Source organism: Streptomyces sp. NPDC004111 (assembly GCF_042874215.1).
Lineage (GTDB): Bacteria > Actinomycetota > Actinomycetes > Streptomycetales > Streptomycetaceae > Streptomyces.
The window spans coordinates 432,184-451,105 of record NZ_JBIAMU010000004.1 but is presented as its reverse complement, the minus strand read 5'-3'; the positions used below and the strand labels follow the sequence as shown (position 1 = coordinate 451,105).

General features: G+C 70.5%; 16 protein-coding genes and 1 tRNA gene. 6 read left to right on the top strand and 11 right to left on the bottom strand.

The window, feature by feature from the left end:
• Positions 1-181: 181 nt before the first annotated feature.
• The 3 genes from ACFYVL_RS11685 to ACFYVL_RS11675 all read left to right on the top strand — a co-directional run bounded on the left by ACFYVL_RS11685 (position 182) and on the right by ACFYVL_RS11675 (position 3,869).
• A complete protein-coding gene (locus tag ACFYVL_RS11685) occupies positions 182-1,174 on the top strand; it encodes an SGNH/GDSL hydrolase family protein (RefSeq protein ID WP_389243288.1) in 993 nt (330 codons plus the stop codon).
• Between the two features lie 161 nt (positions 1,175-1,335).
• Complete coding sequence (locus tag ACFYVL_RS11680) at positions 1,336-2,556, top strand: acetyl-CoA C-acetyltransferase (protein WP_389243286.1); 1,221 nt, start codon at positions 1,336-1,338, stop codon at positions 2,554-2,556.
• Positions 2,557-2,975: 419 nt separating this feature from the next.
• Entirely contained in the window at positions 2,976-3,869 is an 894-nt protein-coding gene (locus ACFYVL_RS11675) for a hypothetical protein (protein WP_389243451.1), read from the top strand.
• 27 nt (positions 3,870-3,896) lie between these two features.
• Here ACFYVL_RS11675 and ACFYVL_RS11670 read toward each other — a convergent pair whose 3' ends face one another.
• Positions 3,897-4,208: a hypothetical protein gene (locus ACFYVL_RS11670; RefSeq protein ID WP_389243284.1), complete on the bottom strand. Its 312-nt coding sequence runs from the start codon at positions 4,206-4,208 to the stop codon at positions 3,897-3,899.
• 100 nt (positions 4,209-4,308) lie between these two features.
• Between ACFYVL_RS11670 and ACFYVL_RS11665 the strand changes: the two genes are divergently transcribed.
• Positions 4,309-4,539: a DUF4287 domain-containing protein gene (locus ACFYVL_RS11665; RefSeq protein ID WP_389243282.1), complete on the top strand. Its 231-nt coding sequence runs from the start codon at positions 4,309-4,311 to the stop codon at positions 4,537-4,539.
• 130 nt (positions 4,540-4,669) lie between these two features.
• Here ACFYVL_RS11665 and ACFYVL_RS11660 read toward each other — a convergent pair whose 3' ends face one another.
• Both ACFYVL_RS11660 and ACFYVL_RS11655 read right to left on the bottom strand, forming a co-directional pair.
• Entirely contained in the window at positions 4,670-5,554 is an 885-nt protein-coding gene (locus tag ACFYVL_RS11660; protein WP_389243280.1) for a Bax inhibitor-1/YccA family protein, read from the bottom strand.
• Positions 5,555-5,697: 143 nt separating this feature from the next.
• Positions 5,698-5,780: transfer RNA gene (locus tag ACFYVL_RS11655), tRNA-Leu, on the bottom strand.
• 430 nt (positions 5,781-6,210) lie between these two features.
• Between ACFYVL_RS11655 and ACFYVL_RS11650 the strand changes: the two genes are divergently transcribed.
• Both ACFYVL_RS11650 and ACFYVL_RS11645 read left to right on the top strand, forming a co-directional pair.
• Positions 6,211-6,987 (top strand): ABC transporter ATP-binding protein, encoded by a 777-nt coding sequence (locus ACFYVL_RS11650; protein WP_389243278.1) that lies wholly within the window; start codon positions 6,211-6,213, stop codon positions 6,985-6,987.
• Positions 6,988-7,080: 93 nt separating this feature from the next.
• Positions 7,081-9,618, top strand: coding sequence for an ABC transporter permease (locus ACFYVL_RS11645; protein ID WP_389243277.1), 2,538 nt, complete (start codon positions 7,081-7,083; stop codon positions 9,616-9,618).
• 85 nt (positions 9,619-9,703) lie between these two features.
• Here the strand turns inward: ACFYVL_RS11645 and ACFYVL_RS11640 are convergent, their stop codons facing one another.
• The 8 genes from ACFYVL_RS11640 to ACFYVL_RS11605 form a co-directional block, all read right to left on the bottom strand.
• Positions 9,704-10,921 (bottom strand): phospholipase D-like domain-containing protein, encoded by a 1,218-nt coding sequence (locus ACFYVL_RS11640; RefSeq protein WP_389243275.1) that lies wholly within the window; start codon positions 10,919-10,921, stop codon positions 9,704-9,706.
• A 160-nt stretch (positions 10,922-11,081) separates the two neighbouring features.
• Positions 11,082-12,377, bottom strand: a complete 1,296-nt coding sequence (locus ACFYVL_RS11635; RefSeq protein WP_389243274.1) for a class I SAM-dependent methyltransferase — start codon at positions 12,375-12,377, stop codon at positions 11,082-11,084.
• A 234-nt stretch (positions 12,378-12,611) separates the two neighbouring features.
• Positions 12,612-14,018 carry an NAD(P)/FAD-dependent oxidoreductase gene (locus tag ACFYVL_RS11630; RefSeq protein ID WP_389243272.1) on the bottom strand — a complete coding sequence of 469 codons (1,407 nt, stop codon included), beginning with the start codon at positions 14,016-14,018 and terminating at the stop codon, positions 12,612-12,614.
• A 349-nt stretch (positions 14,019-14,367) separates the two neighbouring features.
• A complete protein-coding gene (locus tag ACFYVL_RS11625) occupies positions 14,368-15,288 on the bottom strand; it encodes an exopolyphosphatase (protein ID WP_389243450.1) in 921 nt (306 codons plus the stop codon).
• Positions 15,285-15,821, bottom strand: a complete 537-nt coding sequence (locus tag ACFYVL_RS11620) for a DUF501 domain-containing protein (protein WP_389243269.1) — start codon at positions 15,819-15,821, stop codon at positions 15,285-15,287. Before ACFYVL_RS11620 ends, ACFYVL_RS11625 begins: the two co-directional genes overlap by 4 nt.
• 85 nt (positions 15,822-15,906) lie before the next feature.
• A complete protein-coding gene (locus ACFYVL_RS11615; RefSeq protein WP_389243448.1) occupies positions 15,907-16,383 on the bottom strand; it encodes a septum formation initiator family protein in 477 nt (158 codons plus the stop codon).
• Positions 16,384-16,623: 240 nt separating this feature from the next.
• A complete protein-coding gene (gene eno, locus ACFYVL_RS11610) occupies positions 16,624-17,919 on the bottom strand; it encodes a phosphopyruvate hydratase (protein ID WP_389243266.1) in 1,296 nt (431 codons plus the stop codon).
• 290 nt (positions 17,920-18,209) lie between these two features.
• Positions 18,210-18,920 carry a transglycosylase family protein gene (locus ACFYVL_RS11605; RefSeq protein ID WP_389243264.1) on the bottom strand — a complete coding sequence of 237 codons (711 nt, stop codon included), beginning with the start codon at positions 18,918-18,920 and terminating at the stop codon, positions 18,210-18,212.
• Positions 18,921-18,922: the final 2 nt, after the last annotated feature.

Here is an 18,922-nt window from a genome sequence, read left to right as displayed (position 1 = left end):
CCGGGGTCTCCGTGATGGTCCGGCCAGAGTAGACCGCCCTTCCTCCGCTCGTATTCACCTTTGGGTGAGATTGAGCAACACCCCGTACCGGGCAGTTAGCAGATGTACGGACCGGCAACCGTACGGATGTTCCTTCGCAAGGTTCTTCGAGGAGGTGGCTGCGACTGTGTCGAGGGCGAGGGTGGCACGGCGAATCGCCGCGGGCGCGGCGTACGGCGGCGGCGGCATCGGGCTGATCGGGGCCGCGACGGTGGGAGTGGTGCTCGCGGAGGTGCAGTTGGCGAAACGGGCGGTGGGCGGCGGGGTGGCGCCGATCGCGCCGCCCGCGGACGGTCTGTACGGCACCGCCTTCGCGGGGCGCTCGGGCCTGCCCGCACTGCGCCTGGGCGTGCTCGGCGACTCGACCGCGGCGGGCCAGGGGGTGCGGCGGGCGGGCCACACGCCGGGCGCGCTGCTCGCCTCCGGGCTCGCGGCGGTGGCCGAGCGGCCGGTCGAGCTGCGCAACGTGGCGCTCCCCGGGGCCATGTCCGACGACCTGGACCGCCAGGTCTCGCTGCTCGTACGGGACGCGCACCGTCCCCCGGACGTGTGCGTGATCATGATCGGCGCGAACGACGTGACGCACCGGATGCCGCCCACCCAGTCGGTGCGGCACCTGTCGGCCGCGGTACGGCGGCTGCGGACGGCGGGCGCGGAGGTCGTCGTCGGCACCTGCCCGGACCTGGGCACCATCGAGCCGGTCTACCAGCCGCTGCGCTGGCTGGCCCGCCGGGTCTCCCGGCAGCTGGCGGCGGCGCAGACGATCGGGGTGGTGGAGCAGGGCGGTCGCACGGTGTCGCTGGGCGATCTGCTCGGCCCCGAATTCGCCGCCAATCCGCGGGAGTTGTTCGGTCCGGACAACTACCACCCGTCGGCGGAGGGCTACGCCACGGCCGCCATGGCGGTGCTGCCGACGCTGTGCGCGGCGCTCGGCCTGTGGCCGGAGTCCGACCGGCTGGACGGCTCGCGGGACGAGGGGATGCTGCCGGTCGCGCACGCGGCGACGAAGGCGGCGGCCCAGGCGGGCACCGAGGTCACCGGCGCCCGTGCCCCGTGGGCGCTGCTCAAGCACCGGCGGCGGCGCCGGATCCCGGCGGCCCCGGACCCGGCGGCGGTGCAGGACGTGCGGCGGTAGCCGGGAGGGGGCGGGGTTCCGGGCCGCCGCCACCTCCTGAGCGACCGCTTAGAAGTGCGGCCGGTGTCACACCATCCACCCGGTGACCGGCCCCGGTACGGCCCGGTAACTTCGTGGAACGACCGCCCAATTCCCCACCCGCGCACCCCAGGAGCCCCCGGATGCCCGAAGCCGTCATCGTCTCGACCGCCCGCTCCCCCATCGGCCGCGCCTTCAAGGGCTCCCTCAAGGACCTCCGCGCGGACGACCTCACCGCGACCATCGTCCAGGCCGCGCTCGCCAAGGTGCCCGAGCTGGATCCGCGGGACATCGACGACCTGATGCTCGGCTGCGGTCTGCCCGGCGGCGAGCAGGGCAACAACCTGGGCCGCATCGTGGCCGTCGCCATGGGGATGGACCACCTCCCGGGCTGTACGGTCACCCGCTACTGCTCGTCCTCGCTGCAGACCTCGCGGATGGCGCTGCACGCCATCAAGGCCGGCGAGGGCGACGTGTTCGTCTCGGCCGGTGTCGAGATGGTGTCGGGCTTCAAGAAGGGCAACTCCGACTCCCTCCCGGACACGCACAACCCGCTGTTCGCCGACGCCGAGGCCCGGACCGCCGCGCGCGCCGAGCAGGGCGGCGAGGGCTGGCACGACCCGCGCGAGGACGGCCTGGTGCCCGACGCGTACATCGCCATGGGACAGACCGCCGAGAACCTGGCCCGGCTCAAGGGCGTGACCCGCGCCGACATGGACGCCTTCGGCGTCCGCTCGCAGAACCTCGCCGAGCAGGCCATCGCCAAGGGCTTCTGGGAGCGGGAGATCACCCCGGTCACCACCCCGGACGGCACCGTCGTAGCCAAGGACGACGGCCCGCGCGCGGGGGTGACGCTGGAGGGCGTGGCGGGCCTCAAGCCGGTCTTCCGCCCCGACGGCCTGGTCACCGCGGGCAACTGCTGCCCGCTCAACGACGGCGCCGCCGCCCTGGTGATCATGTCCGACACCAAGGCGCGCGAGCTGGGCCTGACCCCGCTCGCCCGGATCGTCTCCACCGGCGTCTCCGGCCTCTCCCCGGAGATCATGGGCTACGGCCCGGTCGAGGCCAGCCGGCAGGCGCTGAAGCGCGCCGGGCTGAGCATCGGCGACATCGACCTCGCGGAGATCAACGAGGCGTTCGCCGCCCAGGTGATCCCCTCGTACCAGGACCTGGGCCTGGACCTGGACAAGGTCAACGTCAACGGCGGCGCGATCGCGGTCGGCCACCCCTTCGGCATGACCGGCGCCCGCATCACCACCACGCTCATCAACAGCCTCCAGTTCCACGACAAGCAGTTCGGCCTGGAGACGATGTGCGTCGGCGGCGGCCAGGGCATGGCCATGGTCATCGAGCGCCTCAGCTGACACAGCGGGCCCGGTGCGTCCCACCGGGCCCGCCCGCCCCGCTCCGCACGCGGAATGTGGAACGCCTCACGAATCCCCCAAATCACCGAGCGCGCACGGCAACCGAAGCGCACAATCGTCCTTGCGCACCGGGGGAGCACTTCCCGCTCCCCCACGCGCCCCGTCACACGCTTCGCGTCCCAGCCGTGACCCAATCTCCCCCAGGATGTGACCTCACCCCTGGTGAAGATGGGTTTATGCAGGTCAGAGCAGTTTGTTAAGGAATCGCCGGGACCAAAGACCTGTCCGATTCGTGACGTTATGCACTGACGGCGAACAGACGCACACGGGAAGCTGAGGTAGGAAGTCCGGGGGATCGGTCGGGGGACCGATGTCGGTCAGGGGATCGCAATGAATTCAGGAGTACGTCAGTGAGCGCCATGTCTGTTGCCCTGCTGCTCGCCACCGCTGCCACCGCAGCCGTCGGCGGCGCCGCCCTGTACACCGTCGCCGGACTCCGCAAGGAGGTCGCCGCACTGCGCGCCGACCGCGCGGCCGACCGCGCCGAGGCCGCCGCACTGCGGGACAAGGAAGCGCTCGCCGCCCTCCCCCACCAGACCCGCAGCAGCGACACGCCGCTCACGCCGGCCGCCGAGATACGGGCCGCGGTCACCGAGGCGCTGGCCGAGGAGCGGGAGCGCGAGCTCGCCGAGGCACGGGCGTTCTGGGCCGCGCAGGAGGCCCGCGACGCCGCCGACGCCCCGTCGCTGCTGACCGGCTTCACCACCGCCGAGCAGGACTCGTTCTCCTACCTCGGTCCGGAGCCCGCCGACTTCTTCGAGGGCATGGACGACGGCGAGCTCCAGCGGATGCTGCAGGCCGCCCAGGCCCGCGCGGACGCCGAGGACGCGGCCGAGGCCGCCGCGGAGGACTTCCCCGAGGACTCCGCCGAACTGGCCGCCGCCCGCCGCCGGCACCCCTCGCACCCCGACTTCGTACCGGTGCGCCGCAGCGCCGCCGTCGCGGGTGACGACGAGACCACGCTGCGTCGCCTGGAGGAGCTCGCGGAGGCCCGGGTGGTGCTCTCCGACATCCGCCCCGGCCCGCTCGGCACCCTCGACATGTACGTCTTCACGGACGGCACCACACTGGGCATGACCCCCGGGCACCGGGACACCGCGGAACTGCTGGGCCAGGCGCTGCGCGACGGCAACCCGCCGGTCCTGCTCGGCGGCTCCAGCCTCTCCGGCGCGTACGCGCTGACCTTCTCCTGCGGCGAGGACAACGTCTACATCCTCGCGGACCGCGTCATCGCCTCGATGCCCGAGCAGTAGCGGGTCCGGCGGCGCGGCCCACCGGGCTCAGAGTCCGGCCCGTACCGCCTCCACCATCGCCACGGCCTCGTCCAGTTCACCGGACGGGGCCGTTCCCACGACCAGCGCCAGATCGCGTCCGGCGACGGCGACCTGGTCGGCCACCGCGAACATGCCGGCGTCCGGCAGCTCCCGCGGCTCCCGGCCGGGAAACTCCAGGCGCTGCGCCCGCAGCGCCAGTTCCCTGGCCAGCGCCAGTCCTTCGGCTGCGGCCCCGCGCCGCAGCCGGCTCTCGGGAGTGGTCCGCAACCGGTCGGCGAGACGCTCAACGGCGATCAACAGGGGTGTCGTATCCAGCACATCGCGACCCTACGCGCCCGTCCGGGACTGTTGCCAACAGGCCGACGCTCAGGCACGGTGGCGTGAAGGACCAGCACGCGCAATGCCTCCGGAGGCGCCGATGTCCCAAGTCTTCTCCGAAGAGACCCACCGCAACCTGCTCTCCCGAATCCCCCACTGCACCGGTCGTGAAGTGTCCGACTGGCTGCGCACCGTGGACGACGGTCCCTCCCTCTTCCGCTTCGAGGAAAAGGTGAGCTGGCTCCGCAGCGAGCACAACCTCGCTCACGGCCACGCCAAGGCGATCATCCACGAATACGACCTGAGGCGGGCCGCCCGCAAGCTCCTCTGACCCCCTGTCCCGTTCCCCCACGACCTGGCGCGCACCACGACACGCGAGAGGGCCCGCGGACCGTGCGAAACGGTCTGCGGGCCCTCCCGGTGCTCCGTGCGGCACGCCGTCGCGCCGCGCGGGCCGCGGCCTAGTCGTCGCCGCTGAGGATCGAGACCAGACGCAGCATCTCCAGGTAGATCCACACCAGGGTCATGGTGAGGCCGAAGGCCGCCATCCAGGACTCCTCGCGGGGCGCACCGTAGGCGACGCCGTCCTCGACCTGCTTGAAGTCCAGCGCGAGGAAGAACGCGCCGAGCAGCACGCCGACGACGCCGAACAGGATGCCCAGGCCGCCGCTGCGGAAGCCGAGGCCGTCACCGCCGCCGAACACCATGAACAGCAGGTTCACGGCGGAGAGCACCATGAAGCTGATCGCCGCGATGATCACGAAGCGGGTGAAGCGGGCGGTGACCCGGATGATCCGGGTCTTGTACAGCACGAGCATGGTGGCGAAGACCGCCATCGTGCCCAGTACCGCCTGCATCGCGGCGCCCGGCGCGATGAAGGTGTTGACGTAGTTGCTGAGCGCGCCGAGGAAGAGGCCCTCGAACGCCGCGTACGCCAGGATCAGCGGCGGCATCGGCTTGCTCTTGAACGACTGGACCAGGCCGAGCACCATCGCCAGGAGGCCGGCGCCGACGGCGAGGCCGAGCGACAGCTGGGTGACCCAGGCCACGGTCGCGCCCGCGATGACGGTGCCGAGCGTGATCGCCGTACGGCTGACCACGTCGTCCATCGTCATGACGCTGCCGCGCGGCGGCGCCACGGGGGCGCCGTACTGGTCCTGCTGGGCGTACGGGTTGGTCGCGTACGGGTTCGCGGCGCCCTGGGCGTAGGGGTTGCCCTGGGCGTACGGGTTGCCCGCGGTTCCGACGGCGGGGCCCCCGGCCTGCGGCTGCTGCGCGTTGAAGCCCGCGTTGCCGTTGTCGCGGCTGAACCCCCGTCGCGAGAAGACCGGGTTGCTGCTCCTCATCTCACTCCTCCATGGCCACCGTATGCGGCCTTGCTCCAAGAGTAATGGGGTCGCAAAGAAAGCACCCCTGTACCAGAGGAGGATCTTTCCCCAACCGCAATGAACAGGAGGAGGTCGCAGCCGCTCCACTTCAGGCGCGAATGTGCCCGGAACCGGACTCGAACCGGTACGCCCCCGAGGGGCAGCGAGGTTTAAGCTCGCCGTGTCTGCATTCCACCATCCGGGCAGGGCGCGCGGCCGCGACAATGGCTCAGAGCCTATCCGCAGGCGTCCCCCGAACAGCGGCACATTGCCCCAATGCTGTCTTATTTTATGGGCGCTTGATGGACCGTCATACATGGAGGGCCGTCTGCGGTGCGTGCCCGACCAGGTACGGAGCCGAACCGTCCGCTGTCTGTGCGTGTACGGGATTGACGGAAAGTAGCCCTCTTGCGCCCGGGTCGGACCGGGTCCGTCCCCTTCCTTCCGGACCGCGTCCCCGGCCCCGTTCCGGCCCGCCTCCGGTCTCGGGGTCGCCGTCATACTCAGGTAGGACGGGAGGCCCCCCGGGTCAGACCGGAGACTGCCCGGGAACGGGCTCGCGGACTGACTCGCGGACGTAAAAGCGCAGTGAGGATGGAACACGTCCCCACCAGCGTCCCGACAGGAGCACCACCGTGACCACGTTCCCCCATGCCACGCAGCACCGCGCCGTCGCGGTGGCCGCCCGCGCCACCGAGCTCTCCAAGGTCTACGGCCACGGCGAGACGCAGGTCGTCGCGCTGGACCGGGTGTCGGTGGACTTCCGGCAGGGCGAGTTCACGGCGATCATGGGCCCCTCCGGCTCCGGCAAGTCGACGCTGATGCACTGCGTCGCGGGCCTCGACTCGTTCTCCTCCGGCTCGGTGCGCATCGGCGACACCGAGCTCGGCACGCTGAAGGACAAGCAGCTCACCCAGCTGCGCCGGGACAAGATCGGCTTCATCTTCCAGGCGTTCAACCTGCTGCCGACGCTGAACGCGCTGGAGAACATCACGCTCCCGATGGACATCGCGGGCCGCAGGCCCGACCAGGCGTGGCTGGAGAAGGTCATCGAGATGGTCGGCCTCTCCGGCCGGCTCAAGCACCGCCCCTCCGAGCTGTCCGGCGGCCAGCAGCAGCGCGTGGCGGTGGCCCGCGCCCTGGCCAGCCGCCCGGAGATCATGTTCGGCGACGAGCCGACCGGAAACCTGGACTCCCGCTCCGGCGCCGAGGTGCTGGGCTTCCTGCGCAACTCGGTGCGCGAGCTGGGACAGACCGTCGTCATGGTGACCCACGACCCGGTGGCCGCCTCCTACGCGGACCGCGTGATCTTCCTGGCCGACGGCCGGATCGTCGACGAGATGCTGCACCCCACCGCGGACGGCGTCCTCGACCGGATGAAGGACTTCGACACCAAGGGCCGTACGAGCTGACCACCCGCTCCGGTCCCCCCGGGGCCCCACCGGCGGCACCCGCCGCCGCGGCCCCTCCCCCTCCCGGCCCCTCTTCCTCCAGGACGTCACTCCATGTTCCGCACCGCCCTGCGCAATGTGCTCGCGCACAAGGCCAGGCTGCTGATGACCGTGCTCGCCGTCATGCTCGGCGTCGCCTTCGTCTCCGGCACCCTGATCTTCAGCGACACCCTCCACAACGCCTTCCGCCAGCAGTCGAGCAAGGGTCTCGACAAGGTGGCCGTCGGCGTCACCGACCGCGGCTCCAACCCCGACGAGGGCGAGAAGCGCCCCGGCCTCACCCAGGCCCAGCTCGAAAAGATCGCCGCCGTACCGGGCGCCGACACGACCACCGGTGTGGTCGGCGGCTTCGCCGGCGCGGCCGACCGCGACGGCAAGCTCATCGCCCAGGGCTGGTCCAACAACGGCGGAAACTTCTTCCCCGGCAAGGACGGCAAGGACTGGCGCTACCGGTTCACCGGCGGCAACGGCCCGGCCGGCCCCGGTGAGATCGCCCTCGACCGGACCACCGCCGAGAAGGGCGGCTACAAGGTCGGCGACAAGGTCCGCATCGCCACCAACCGCCCCGTGAAGGAGTACACCCTCAGCGGTGTCTTCACCTCCGACCAGGGCTCCGTCCAGTCCGGCGGCAGCCTGGTGCTGTTCGACACGAAGACCGCGCAGGAGCTCTTCCTCAAGCCCGGCTTCTACTCCTCCGCCACCGTCACCGCCCGGCCCGGAGCCGACCAGGACGCCCTCCAGAAGGCCATCGTGCCGCTGGTGTCCAAGGACGCCGAGGTGCAGACCGGCACGCAGCTGGCGGACGAGGAGGCGCGGATGGTCGAGCAGTCGACCAGCGCCCTCACCCAGGTCCTGCTGGGCTTCGCCGGCATCGCCCTGTTCGTCGGCGTCTTCCTGATCTCCAACACCTTCACCATGCTCGTCGCCCAGCGCACCAAGGAACTGGCGCTGATGCGCGCGGTGGGCGCCTCCCGCAAGCAGATCACCCGCTCGATCCTGGCCGAGGCCGGTGTCGTGGGCCTGATCGCCTCGGTGATCGGCTTCGCCGTCGGCCTGGGCATGGCGGCGGGCCTCAACCCGCTGATGGACGCCCTCGGCGCCCAGCTGCCCTCCGGCCCGCTGAAGGTCGGGGCGACCCCGGTGATCGCCTCGGTCGCCGTCGGCGTACTGATCACGATGTTCGCCGCCTGGCTGCCCGCCCGCCGCGCCGCGAAGATCCCGCCGGTCGCCGCGATGAGCAGCGTGCACGCCACCCCGTCCGTGAAGTCCCTGGTGGTACGGAACGTCATCGGCGCGATCGTCACCGCCATCGGCGCCGTCGTCATCGTCGGCGGCGCGGCGATGGGCAAGGACTCCGGCCGGATGCTCATCGGGGGCGGCGCCTTCCTGACCCTGATCGGCGTCATCATCCTGATCCCGCTGCTGTCGCGGCCGGTGATCGCCCTGGTGCGCCCGCTGCTGCACCGCGTCTTCAAGGTCTCCGGCAAGCTGGCCGGGCTGAACTCGGTCCGCAACCCGCGCCGCACCGGCGCCACCGCCTCCGCGCTGGCCATCGGCCTCACCCTGGTCACCGGGCTGACCGTGCTCGGCGTCACGATGGGCCGGGCGATCGACCGGCAGACCACCGACGTGGTCAAGGCCGACTACATGGTCTCCATGGCGAACAAGTCCTCCATGGACCGCTCCGTCATCGACCAGCTGGCCAAGGCCAAGGGCGTCGCCGCCTCCTCGCCGCAGCAGTACGGCTCCCTCAAGGGTCCGGGCGACTCCTACCAGAACGCGGTCGGCGTCACCCCCGGCGACGTCGAGAAGCTGCTGAACCTCTCGGTCGTCGAGGGCTCGATGGGCGGGCTCGCCCGCGGTGGGGTCGTCGTCGACGAGAAGACGGCCAAGGAGGAGAACTACCGGGTCGGCCAGACCCTGGACATGGCCTACGAGGACGGCACGAAGGCGAAGCTGACCGTCGGCGGCATCTACGCCGCCAACGAGTTCGTCTCCGGCATCCTGCTCGACGACAAGGCCCTGGCCGCGCACTCGCCCGAGCCCCTCATCTACTCGGCGTACGTCGCCATGGACGGCGGCCCGAACGCGGCCAACGAGCAGTCCCTGATCGACTCCCTGGGCAAGAACCCGGCGATCGTCGTCATGGACAGCGAGGACATCCGCAACGAGTTCGGCGGCATCGTCAACCAGATGCTCAACATCATGTACGGCCTGCTCGCCATGGCGCTGATCATCGCGGTGCTCGGTGTCGTCAACACCCTCGCGATGTCCGTCTTCGAGCGGCAGCAGGAGATCGGCATGCTGCGGGCGATCGGCCTGGCCCGCAGCAAGGTCAAGACCATGATCCGCCTGGAGGCCGTGGTGATCTCGGTGTTCGGCGCGGTGGTCGGCGTGGTCCTGGGCACCTTCCTGGCCTGGGCCATCGGCCAGACCGTCAAGGACCAGGTGGTCGGCTACGCCCTGACGATCCCGTGGGACCGCATCGGGATCTTCCTGGTGCTGGCCGCCGTGGTCGGTGTGCTGGCCGCCATGTGGCCGGCCCGCAGCGCGGCGAAGCTGAACATGCTCGCCGCCATCAAGGCCGAGTAGCCCGGCGGACGGGACGAGGACGACGGGACGAGGGCGGCCCCCGCGACGTGTGCACGTCGCGGGGGCCGCCCTGTCGCGTCCGGGGTCAGGAGCCCTTGCAGTAGCTCATGATCTTGACGTGGTTCTCCTTGAACTGGTCGTAGAGCGCCGCGTTGTCGATCTTCAGCAGCGTCTCGTCGTTGGCGCGCAGCGCCGCGTAGCTGTAGTTGTGGCTGCCGGTGAAGACCAGCTTGCGGCCGGTCTTGCCCTCGTAGGAGCCGTTGACCAGCACGTACTTGGAGTGCAGGCCGACCGGGTTCTTGCCGGGCCTGGCCTCCGCGCACTCGACGCGCTCGGTGAGCTTGCCGGAGAGGATCTTGGTGACGTCCTCGCTCATCGACGTACCGCCGTCGCCCGCCAGGAGCACCTTGCAGCCGGCCGTCTTCATCGACACCAGCTTCTCGGCGACCTCACGGCGCGAGAAGAGGTTGGCGGCCACCCGCACCTCGGTGCCCGCGGCGCAGTCCACGTTGCCGAGGATCAGCGAGACGGTGTCGGTGGAGGCGTCGTCGTTCCACTTCTTGCCCGCGGCTTCCTTGCGGGGGAAGAAGTACGTCTTGTACGCGCCCGACGAAGGGGTCTGGTAGTAGTCGTTGTTGACCTGGCGGGTCGCCAGGTCGGCGAAGTACTTCTGGTAGATGCCGTAGAGCCCGGCGTCCACGATCGTCACCGCGTTGTTGAAGAGGTCGGTGCGCTGGAGGCTCGTCATGTTGGCGGACGCCTGGACGACGACGTTCTTGGTGCCGCCGGTCTCGGAGAACAGCCAGAACTTGTTGTGGTTGATCGAGCCGTCGCCCGAGCCCGCCACCAGTTCGCGGGAGCCGATGCAGCCGCGGTTGACACCGCAGTTGGTCACGAACGAACCCTTGGACTGGTCCGTGCCGAGCGCCGTCTTCAGGGTGTCGTACTGGCCGCCGTCGCCGGTCGACGCGTTGTCGATGACGATCTTCACGTTGACGCCGCGCTTCTTGGCGTCCGCGAGGGCGCCGGAGACCTGGGTGTCGGTGAAGGAGTAGAGCCCGGCGGTGATGGTGGCGCCCGCCGGGGCACCCTCGATCAGGCCCTTCACGTGGTCGCGGATCCGGCTCTGCGCGGCACTGTCGCCCGCCGGGTCGTTGAACGTGGCGGTCGTGGTGACCGCCGCCGCCGCTGCCTCGGGCACGCTGCCCGCGAACGCCGTGACCGGCACCGCGACCGCCACCAGGGCGGCCCCCGCCCCCATCAGCCACATGCGCTTCGTCCGCGACTGCTTCCGGTGCTGCACGTCGAATCCCCTCTTTCCTGACGTGTACAGAAAAGCCTCGTAAGGCCGAGAAATGCGGAGAACTCCGCGCCCGGGGCGACAAGGCCCTCGGAGCACGGAGTTCCGCAATCTCCGAACGTATCCGGATCAAGCCCGGAACGGGGAATTCTCCGTCAGGTGGTTACGCACCCCACACACGGCTGCGCAGCGGCATTCCGGACGCGCCGGAGCTTTCCGGGCGCACCGCCAGCACCTGGTTGACGCCGATCCGGTGCCGCTCGAAGGAGAGCGCGGAGGCGGCCATGTAGAGGCGCCAGACGCGGGCCCGGCCGGGAGTGACCATGCGCAGGGCGGCGTCCCAGTTCTCCTCCAGACGGGCGACCCAGTGGCGCAGCGTCAGCGCGTAGTGCTCCCGGAGGGACTCCAGGTCGCGGACCTCGAACCCGGCCTCCTCCAGCAGCGCGACGGTCCGTCCCACCGGGGCCAGTTCGCCGTCCGGGAAGACGTACCGGTCGATGAACTCGTCCACCTCGTAGGCGCCTTCGTCGGCGACCGGGCGGCGGGCGATCTGGTGGTTGAGCAGCCTGCCGCCGGGCTTCAGCAGGGCGTACAGGTCGGCCGCGTACTCGGCGTAGCGGACGGCCCCCACGTGCTCGGCCATGCCGATGGAGGAGATCGCGTCGTAGGGCCCGTCGTGGACGTCCCGGTAGTCCTGCACCCGGATCTCGATGCGGTCGGTGAGTCCCTCCTCGGCGATCCGCTTGCGGGCGTGGGCGGCCTGTTCGGTGGAGAGGGTGACGCCGGTGACCCGGACGCCGTACTCGCGGGCCGCGTGGACGGCCATGGCGCCCCAGCCGCAGCCCACGTCCAGCAGGTGCTGTCCGGGGCGCAGGTCCAGCTTGCGGGCGATCAGGTCGAGCTTGTCGCGCTGGGCGGTCTCAAGGGTGGCGGCCGGGTCGGGGAAATAGGCGCAGGAGTAGACCATGGAGGGGCCGAGGACCAGGGAGTAGAAGTCGTTGCCCACGTCGTAGTGGTGGCTGATGGACTCCTTGTCCCGGCGCTTGGTGTGCAGCCGGCCGGTGTGGCGGCGCAGTTCCTCGGCGGGGGCGGGCGGCGGCGGCAGCGGGCCGCCGAGGGCGAGCAGTTCGCGGGCGGCGGCCCGCACCCGGGGGTCGCGGAGGGGGTGGACGCTCTTCCCGGAGCCGTCGTCGCGCTCCCAGATCAGTTCGGCGAGCAGGTCCAGGGCTTCGTACAGGTCGCCCTCCACGTCGATCTCACCGGCCACCCAGGCGCGGGCGAGGCCCAGTTCGCCGGGCTTCCACAGCAGGCGGCGCAGCGCCCTGCGGCTGCGGACGACGAGCACCGGGGCGTCGGGCGGGCCGGCCTCGCTGCCGTCCCAGGCGCGGACGCGGACCGGGATCGGGGTGGAGAGGAGTTCCTCGGCAAGAGTGGTCAGCCGCTGCGCGGCATCGGCCATGGTGCACACCTCCGGGTCGCTTCGACGTGTCGGGACCGACGTCTTCACATGGGCGTGCGATTCCCGACGTACTTCTCGAATAACACCGGCGGACCGCCCCCGCATCCCGGTTTCCGATAACGGGAGGGCAAAATACATGCCCTATACATACACATGGCCGGGGGAACGCCGCAGGGGCCGTCCGCACCACGGATGGCGGACGGCCCCTGCGGAAGGGTCACTGCTGGTGAGGCGTCAGGAAGCCTTGGCCTCGGTCTTCTTCGGCTCGGCGGCGGCCGGGATCTTCACCGCGTCGACCGGTGCCGGAGCGGGCTTGGCGGCCTCGTAGAACTCCTCGCGGGGAGTCTCCATGGCGCCGAGCGAGACGACCTCGCGCTTGAGGAACATCCCCAGCGTCCAGTCGGCCAGCACGCGGATCTTGCGGTTGAAGGTCGGCATCGCCATGCCGTGGTAGCCGCGGTGGGCGTACCAGGCGAGACGGCCCTTGAGCTTGATCTTCATCTTGCCCATGACGATCATCGCGACGCCCTTGTGCAGGCCGAGACCCGCGACCGCGCCCTTGTTGGCGTGGCTGTACTCCTTCTGCGGGAAGCCCCGCATGCCGGAGACCACGTTGTCGCCGAGGACCTTGGCCTGGCGCAGCGCGTGCTGGGCGTTCGGCGGGCACCAGGCGTTCGGGTTGCCGGCCTTGCGGCCGACCACGTCCGGGACCTGGGCGTTGTCGCCGGCGGCCCAGATGTAGTCGCTGCCCTGCACCTGGAGGGTGGTCTGGGTGTCGACGTGACCGCGGGGACCGAGCGGCAGGCCGAAGCGGGCCAGCGCCGGGTTCGGCTTGACGCCGGCCGTCCACACGATGGTGTTGGAGGCGACCTCGACACCGTTGTTCAGCTTGACGTTGCCGTCGACGCAGGAGTCCATGCCGGTCTTGAGGTAGACCTCGACGCCGCGGGACTCCAGGTGCTTCTTGCCGTACTCGCCGAGCTTGGGACCCACCTCGGGGAGGATCTTGTCGGCGACGTCGACCAGCAGGAAGCGCATGTCGTCGCGCGAGACGTTGCTGTACTGCTTGGCGGCGTCCCTGGCCATGTCCTCGACCTCGCCGATGGTCTCCGCACCCGCGAAGCCACCGCCGACGAAGACGAAGGTCAGCGCCTTGCGGCGGACCTCCTCGTCGTTCGTGGAGTCTGCCTTGTCGAGCTGCTCGATGACGTGGTTGCGCAGACCGATGGCCTCTTCGACGCCCTTCATACCGATGCCCTGCTCGGCGAGGCCGGGGATCGGGAAGGTGCGCGAGACCGCGCCCATGGCGATGACCAGGTAGTCGAAGGGCAGCTCGTAGGCCTCGCCGACGAGCGGCGCGACCGTGGCGACCTTGCGGTCCTGATCGATGGTGGTGACCCGTCCGGTGAGCACCTCGGCCTTGGGAAGGACGCGTCGCAGCGGTACGACGACGTGCCTCGGCGAGATGTTGCCGGCGGCGGCTTCGGGCAGGAAGGGCTGGTAGGTCATGTACGAGCGCGGGTCGACGACCGTGACGGTCGCTTCCGCATAACGCATCTTCTTGAGAATGCGTCGTGCCGCGTACAGGCCTACGTACCCACCGCCTACTACGAGGATCCTGGGACGCTCCGTGGTGCTCATGCAATCGAGTATCCACCCCGCCCCGGGGGGTACCTCGTGAGCCCCTTCACAAGGTCTGCGGACCCCTCTGCTACACTCCGCGGCCCACGTGACTCAGGTCATGGCCCGACAGGGGAACCACCGCGCCCCGGGAAGCGTTGAAAACCGCTCCCCAACTGGCCCGATGACCCCTCGGACCCACTGGACCACTTATCTTTTTCCTACCCCGGCCGCACGCCCGGAACGGTCCGTTATGCACGCAGTAGGGTCCTTGGACCCTGCCGATCGGCACGGGGACGTGAAAAAGGGGCCCATCGGGCCCCTTTTCCTTGTGAAGAACTTCACGAACTTCGTCCGGCGCGCTGTCCGCTCACGCCAGCGACCAGGCGATCCCGTCCAGAATGTCGTGTTCGGAGACCACCACTTCCGCGGCCCCGACCCGCTCCATGAGAGCCAGCAGGATCAGCGCCCCGCTCACGATGACGTCCACCCGGCCCGGGTGCATCGAGGGGATCGCGGCCTTCTCGTCGTGGGTGGCCGCGATCAGCCGCTCGGTGATCTCCCGGACCTTCCCGTAGGCGATCCGGGAGTGGTGGATGGCCCGGGTGTCGTACTCGGGCAGGCCCAGCGCGATGGCGGCGACCGTGGTCACCGATCCGGCCAGCCCGACGAGGGTGTGGCTGCCGCCGGTCAGCGGCACGGTCCGCCCGGCCAGGTCGAGCGCCGCCTCGATGTCCGCGCGGATCGCGGCCACGTCCGCGGCCGAGGCCGGGCTCGCGGGCGCGTGCCGCTCGGTCAGCCGTACGCAGCCGATGTCCACCGACCGCGCGGCGCGCACCGACTCGCGGCCCGCCACGATCTCCGTCGAACCACCGCCGATGTCCACCACCAGGTAGTCCTCGGCACCGCCCGCCAGCTCCTTGGTGGCGCCGGTGAAGGAGAACCCGGCCTCCTGGTCCCCGGAGATCACCTCGGGCTCGACGCCCAGGATGTCCAGCACCCCGCCGACGAACTCCGCGCGGTTCTCCGCGTCCCTCGACGCGGAGGTGGCCACGAAGCGGACCTTCTCCGCCCCGAGGGTCTTGATGATCTCCGCGTACTCGCGGCAGGCGGCGAAGGTGCGCTCCAGCGCCTCGGGGGCCAGCCGTCCGGTCCGGTCCACGCCCTGGCCGAGCCGCACCACGGTCATCCGCCGGTCCAGGTCGACCAGCTCGCCGGTCGCCGGGTCCGCGTCCGCGACCAGCAGCCGGATGGAGTTGGTGCCGCAGTCGACGGCCGCCACCCGGGTCACCGGGCGGCCTCGCCGTCGGCGCACGGGCTCACGCACGGACCCTTGGCCCACCACTCGGGCAGCAGCGCCAGCGCCTCGTCGCCGAACGGGTTCACCCCGGGGCCCGCCACCAGCGAGTGGCCGACCAGCACGTGCAGGCACTTCACCCGGTCGGGCATCCCGCCGGCGCTCGGGAAGCCCACCAGCTCCTCGATCTCGTCGCGCCGCTTCAGGTAGTCCTCGTGCGCCGCCCGGTAGGTGTCGGCCAGCTCCGGGTCGGTGGCCAGCCGCGCCTGCATCTCCTTCATCAGGCCGGAGCCCTCCAGGGTGCCGATCGCACCCGTGGCCCGCGGGCAGGTCATGTAGTAGAGCGTGGGGAACGGGGTGCCGTCCTCCAGCCGCGGGGCCGTCTCGACCACGTCCGGGTTGCCGCAGGGGCAGCGGTGCGCGATGGCGCGCAGCCCGCGCGGCGGGCGGCCCAGCTGGAGCTTGAACGCCTCGATGTCCCGGTCGGTGGGCTCGGTGCGCGGCGTGGTCGGGGGCGGGGTTTCCATGCGTGCCTTCTGTCGTGTGTCTTCAAGGGTTCTACGGGGCTTGCGAGGGTTACGGGGCTTGCGAGGGTGCGGGCGGGCCGCCGGCTCACGGCTCCCGGCGGTCGGCCTCGTCGACGCCGCCCCACAGGTTGGAGTACCAGGGCTGCTCGGCCGCCTCGTCGTGGCCGGGGCGGCGGGCGGTGCCGTTCGCCTCGGGGTCGTACACCGTGTAGCCGGTCTCGCCGGGCTTCACGTAGTGCAGGTGCTCGCGGGAGAGCCGCACGATGTACGCGTCGTCCTGGAGCCTGGCCTTGGCGTCGCGCAGCTGCTCGACCCGGCGCGCCGCCTCGTTCCTGGCGTGCTCCTGGTCGCTGATCTCGGTGCGCTGCGAGAAGTACTGCCGTATCGGGTACGCGAGGGCCACCACCAGCGTGCACATCACCAGCACCAGCAGCGCGGCCCGGCCGGTGAGGCGCGAGCGGCGGGCCTGGCGGCGGGTCTGGGAGCGGTAGACCCGGGCGGCGGTCTGCTCGCCGAGCAGCCGCAGCCTCGTCGTCGTGGAGAACCGGTCCTTGCCTGCCACTGCCGCCTCCCCGAAGTGCCTGCGCGCGCCGAGCGTCCCGAACGCGCCTACGTCCCCGGACACGGTACGGGACCGTGGCCGGGGACGTAGGTACGACTGGCGTGCCGACCGGGGCCGGCGGGCCGGGATCAGCCCTTGCTGTGCTTACTGGTTCGCGGAGCGCTGTGCCTACTGGTTCGCGGAGCGCTGTGCCTACTGGTTCGCGGAGCGCTGTGCCTACTGGTTCGCGGAGCGCTGTGCCTACTGGTTCGCGGAGCGAAACCGCGGGAAGGCGCTGCGGCCCGCGTACACCGCGGCGTCGTCGAGGATCTCCTCGATGCGCAGCAGCTGGTTGTACTTGGCGACGCGGTCCGAGCGGGCCGGGGCGCCGGTCTTGATCTGGCCGCAGTTCACCGCGACGGCGAGGTCGGCGATGGTGACGTCCTCGGTCTCGCCGGAACGGTGGCTCATCATGCACTTGAAGCCGTTGCGCTGGGCCAGCTCGACGGCGTCCAGCGTCTCGGTGAGCGAACCGATCTGGTTCACCTTGACGAGCAGGGCGTTGGCCGAGCCCTCCTCGATGCCGCGGGCCAGGCGCTCCGGGTTGGTGACGAAGAGGTCGTCGCCGACGATCTGGACCTTGGCGCCCAGCTTGTCGGTGATGACCTTCCAGCCGGCCCAGTCGTCCTCGTACAGCGGGTCCTCGATGGAGACCAGCGGGTACGCGGAGACGAGCTCCTCGTAGTACTCGGTCATCTCGGCGGCCGAGCGGGACTTGCCCTCGAACTCGTACTTGCCGTCCTTGTAGAACTCGGACGCGGCGACGTCGAGCGCGAGCGCGATCTGCTCGCCGGGCACGTAACCGGCCTGCTTGATGGCCTCGACGATGAGGTCGAGCGCGGCGCGGTTGGACTCCAGGTTCGGCGCGAAGCCGCCCTCGTCGCCCAGGCCCGTGGACAGGCCCTTGGTGTGCAGGACCTTCTTGAGGGTGTGGTAGACCTCGGCGCCCCAGCGAAGGGCCTCGGAGAAGGACTCCGCGCCGATCGGGGCGATCATGAACTCCTGGATGTCGACGTTGGAGTCGGCGTGCGACCCACCGTTGAGGATGTTCATCATCGGGACGGGCAGCAGGTGCGCGTTCGGACCGCCGAGGTAGCGGAACAGCGGCAGGTCGCTGGCCTCGGAGGCGGCGTGCGCGACGGCGAGCGAGACGCCCAGGATCGCGTTGGCGCCCAGCGAGCCCTTGTTCTCGGTGGCGTCGAGGTCGAACATCGCCTGGTCGATCAGGCGCTGCTCGGTCGCGTCGTAGCCGACGAGCTCCGGGCCGATCTGCTCGATGACGGCGAGGACGGCCTTCTCGACACCCTTGCCGAGGTAGCGGTTCGGGTCACCGTCGCGGAGCTCGATGGCCTCGAAGGCACCGGTCGAGGCGCCGGACGGAACAGCAGCACGACCCGTGCTGCCGTCGTCGAGGCCGACCTCGACCTCGACCGTGGGGTTGCCTCGGGAGTCCAGGATTTCCCGGGCTACGACGACGTCGATGGACGGCACGAGCATCTCCTTATGGAATGTGACGCTAGGGGTGCAGGGTCACTTTTGCCTTGCGACAAGAGCCTAACCGGCCCACGGGCATCGGCCAGCCGATCGACCGCCCGCTGGGACGAAAAGATGCCCGAATGCCTGTATTACAGGACGAAAGACCCTCACGGAGCGACGGAACGTTACGCCGCGGTTCACTCTGTGTGCATACGCAAAAGACCCCGGCCGGGCGCATACGGGGGGAAGTCGCGCCAGACCGGGGTCCCGGCAGGGGGGCGGCGGGGGTGGGCCACCGCCCCCGTGCGGGGTCAGCTCAGGTGGAGCTGCTGACCCGGGAAGATGAGGTCGGCATCGGTGACGACTCCCTCATTCAGGTCCATGATGTGCTGCCAGCCGCCCTTGACCTTGTGGGCCTCGGCGATCTTGGCGAGGGTGTCGCCGGACTTGACCTTGTACTCGCCGTCACCCTTCTTGATCGGGGCGGCGGCCTTCGGGGCGGCCTTGGGGGCCGCCTTCGGCGCGGACCGCTCGGCCTTCGGGGCCTGACGGGCCTCGCTGCGGGACGCGGCGGGGGCCTCGGAGCGCTGCTGCTTCTGCTGCTTCGGGGCGGACTTCGCACCGGTGCCCACGCCCGGGTCGACACCGTCGTTGCTCAGGTTGCCGGCACCGGCGCAGGCCCAGGCACCCGGACCCTGCATGTCGAGCAGCCGCTCGGCGGTGGCTATCTGCTGGCCCTTGGAGGCCTGGTCGGCGCGCGGGGCGTACTGGGTGCCGCCCGCGGCGGCCCAGGAGGACTGCGAGAACTGCAGACCGCCGTAGTAGCCGTTGCCGGTGTTGATGGACCAGTTGCCGCCGGACTCGCACTGGGCGACGGCGTCCCAGGTGTCGACGGAGGCGGCGGAGGCCGAGGTGGCCCCCATCAGCGGGGCGGCGACCGCGACACCGGCGACGCCGGCGTAGGCGGCGACGCGAGTGGCCTTGGACGGACGGCGGTGCTTGCCCTTGCTGAAAAGCGACATGG

What these genes read in the sequence shown, in the direction of transcription:
- ACFYVL_RS11680 (WP_389243286.1), top strand. Translation starts at nt 1,336, where the DNA reads ATGCCCGAAGCCGTCATCGTCTCGACCGCCCGCTCCCCCATCGGCCGC.
- ACFYVL_RS11675 (WP_389243451.1), top strand. Translation starts at nt 2,976, where the DNA reads ATGTCTGTTGCCCTGCTGCTCGCCACCGCTGCCACCGCAGCCGTCGGC.
- ACFYVL_RS11665 (WP_389243282.1), top strand. Translation starts at nt 4,309, where the DNA reads ATGTCCCAAGTCTTCTCCGAAGAGACCCACCGCAACCTGCTCTCCCGA.
- ACFYVL_RS11660 (WP_389243280.1), bottom strand. Translation starts at nt 5,554, where the DNA reads ATGAGGAGCAGCAACCCGGTCTTCTCGCGACGGGGGTTCAGCCGCGAC.
- ACFYVL_RS11645 (WP_389243277.1), top strand. Translation starts at nt 7,081, where the DNA reads ATGTTCCGCACCGCCCTGCGCAATGTGCTCGCGCACAAGGCCAGGCTG.
- ACFYVL_RS11635 (WP_389243274.1), bottom strand. Translation starts at nt 12,377, where the DNA reads ATGGCCGATGCCGCGCAGCGGCTGACCACTCTTGCCGAGGAACTCCTC.
- ACFYVL_RS11630 (WP_389243272.1), bottom strand. Translation starts at nt 14,018, where the DNA reads ATGAGCACCACGGAGCGTCCCAGGATCCTCGTAGTAGGCGGTGGGTAC.
- ACFYVL_RS11620 (WP_389243269.1), bottom strand. Translation starts at nt 15,821, where the DNA reads ATGGAAACCCCGCCCCCGACCACGCCGCGCACCGAGCCCACCGACCGG.
- eno (WP_389243266.1), bottom strand. Translation starts at nt 17,919, where the DNA reads ATGCTCGTGCCGTCCATCGACGTCGTCGTAGCCCGGGAAATCCTGGAC.
- ACFYVL_RS11605 (WP_389243264.1), bottom strand. Translation starts at nt 18,920, where the DNA reads ATGTCGCTTTTCAGCAAGGGCAAGCACCGCCGTCCGTCCAAGGCCACT.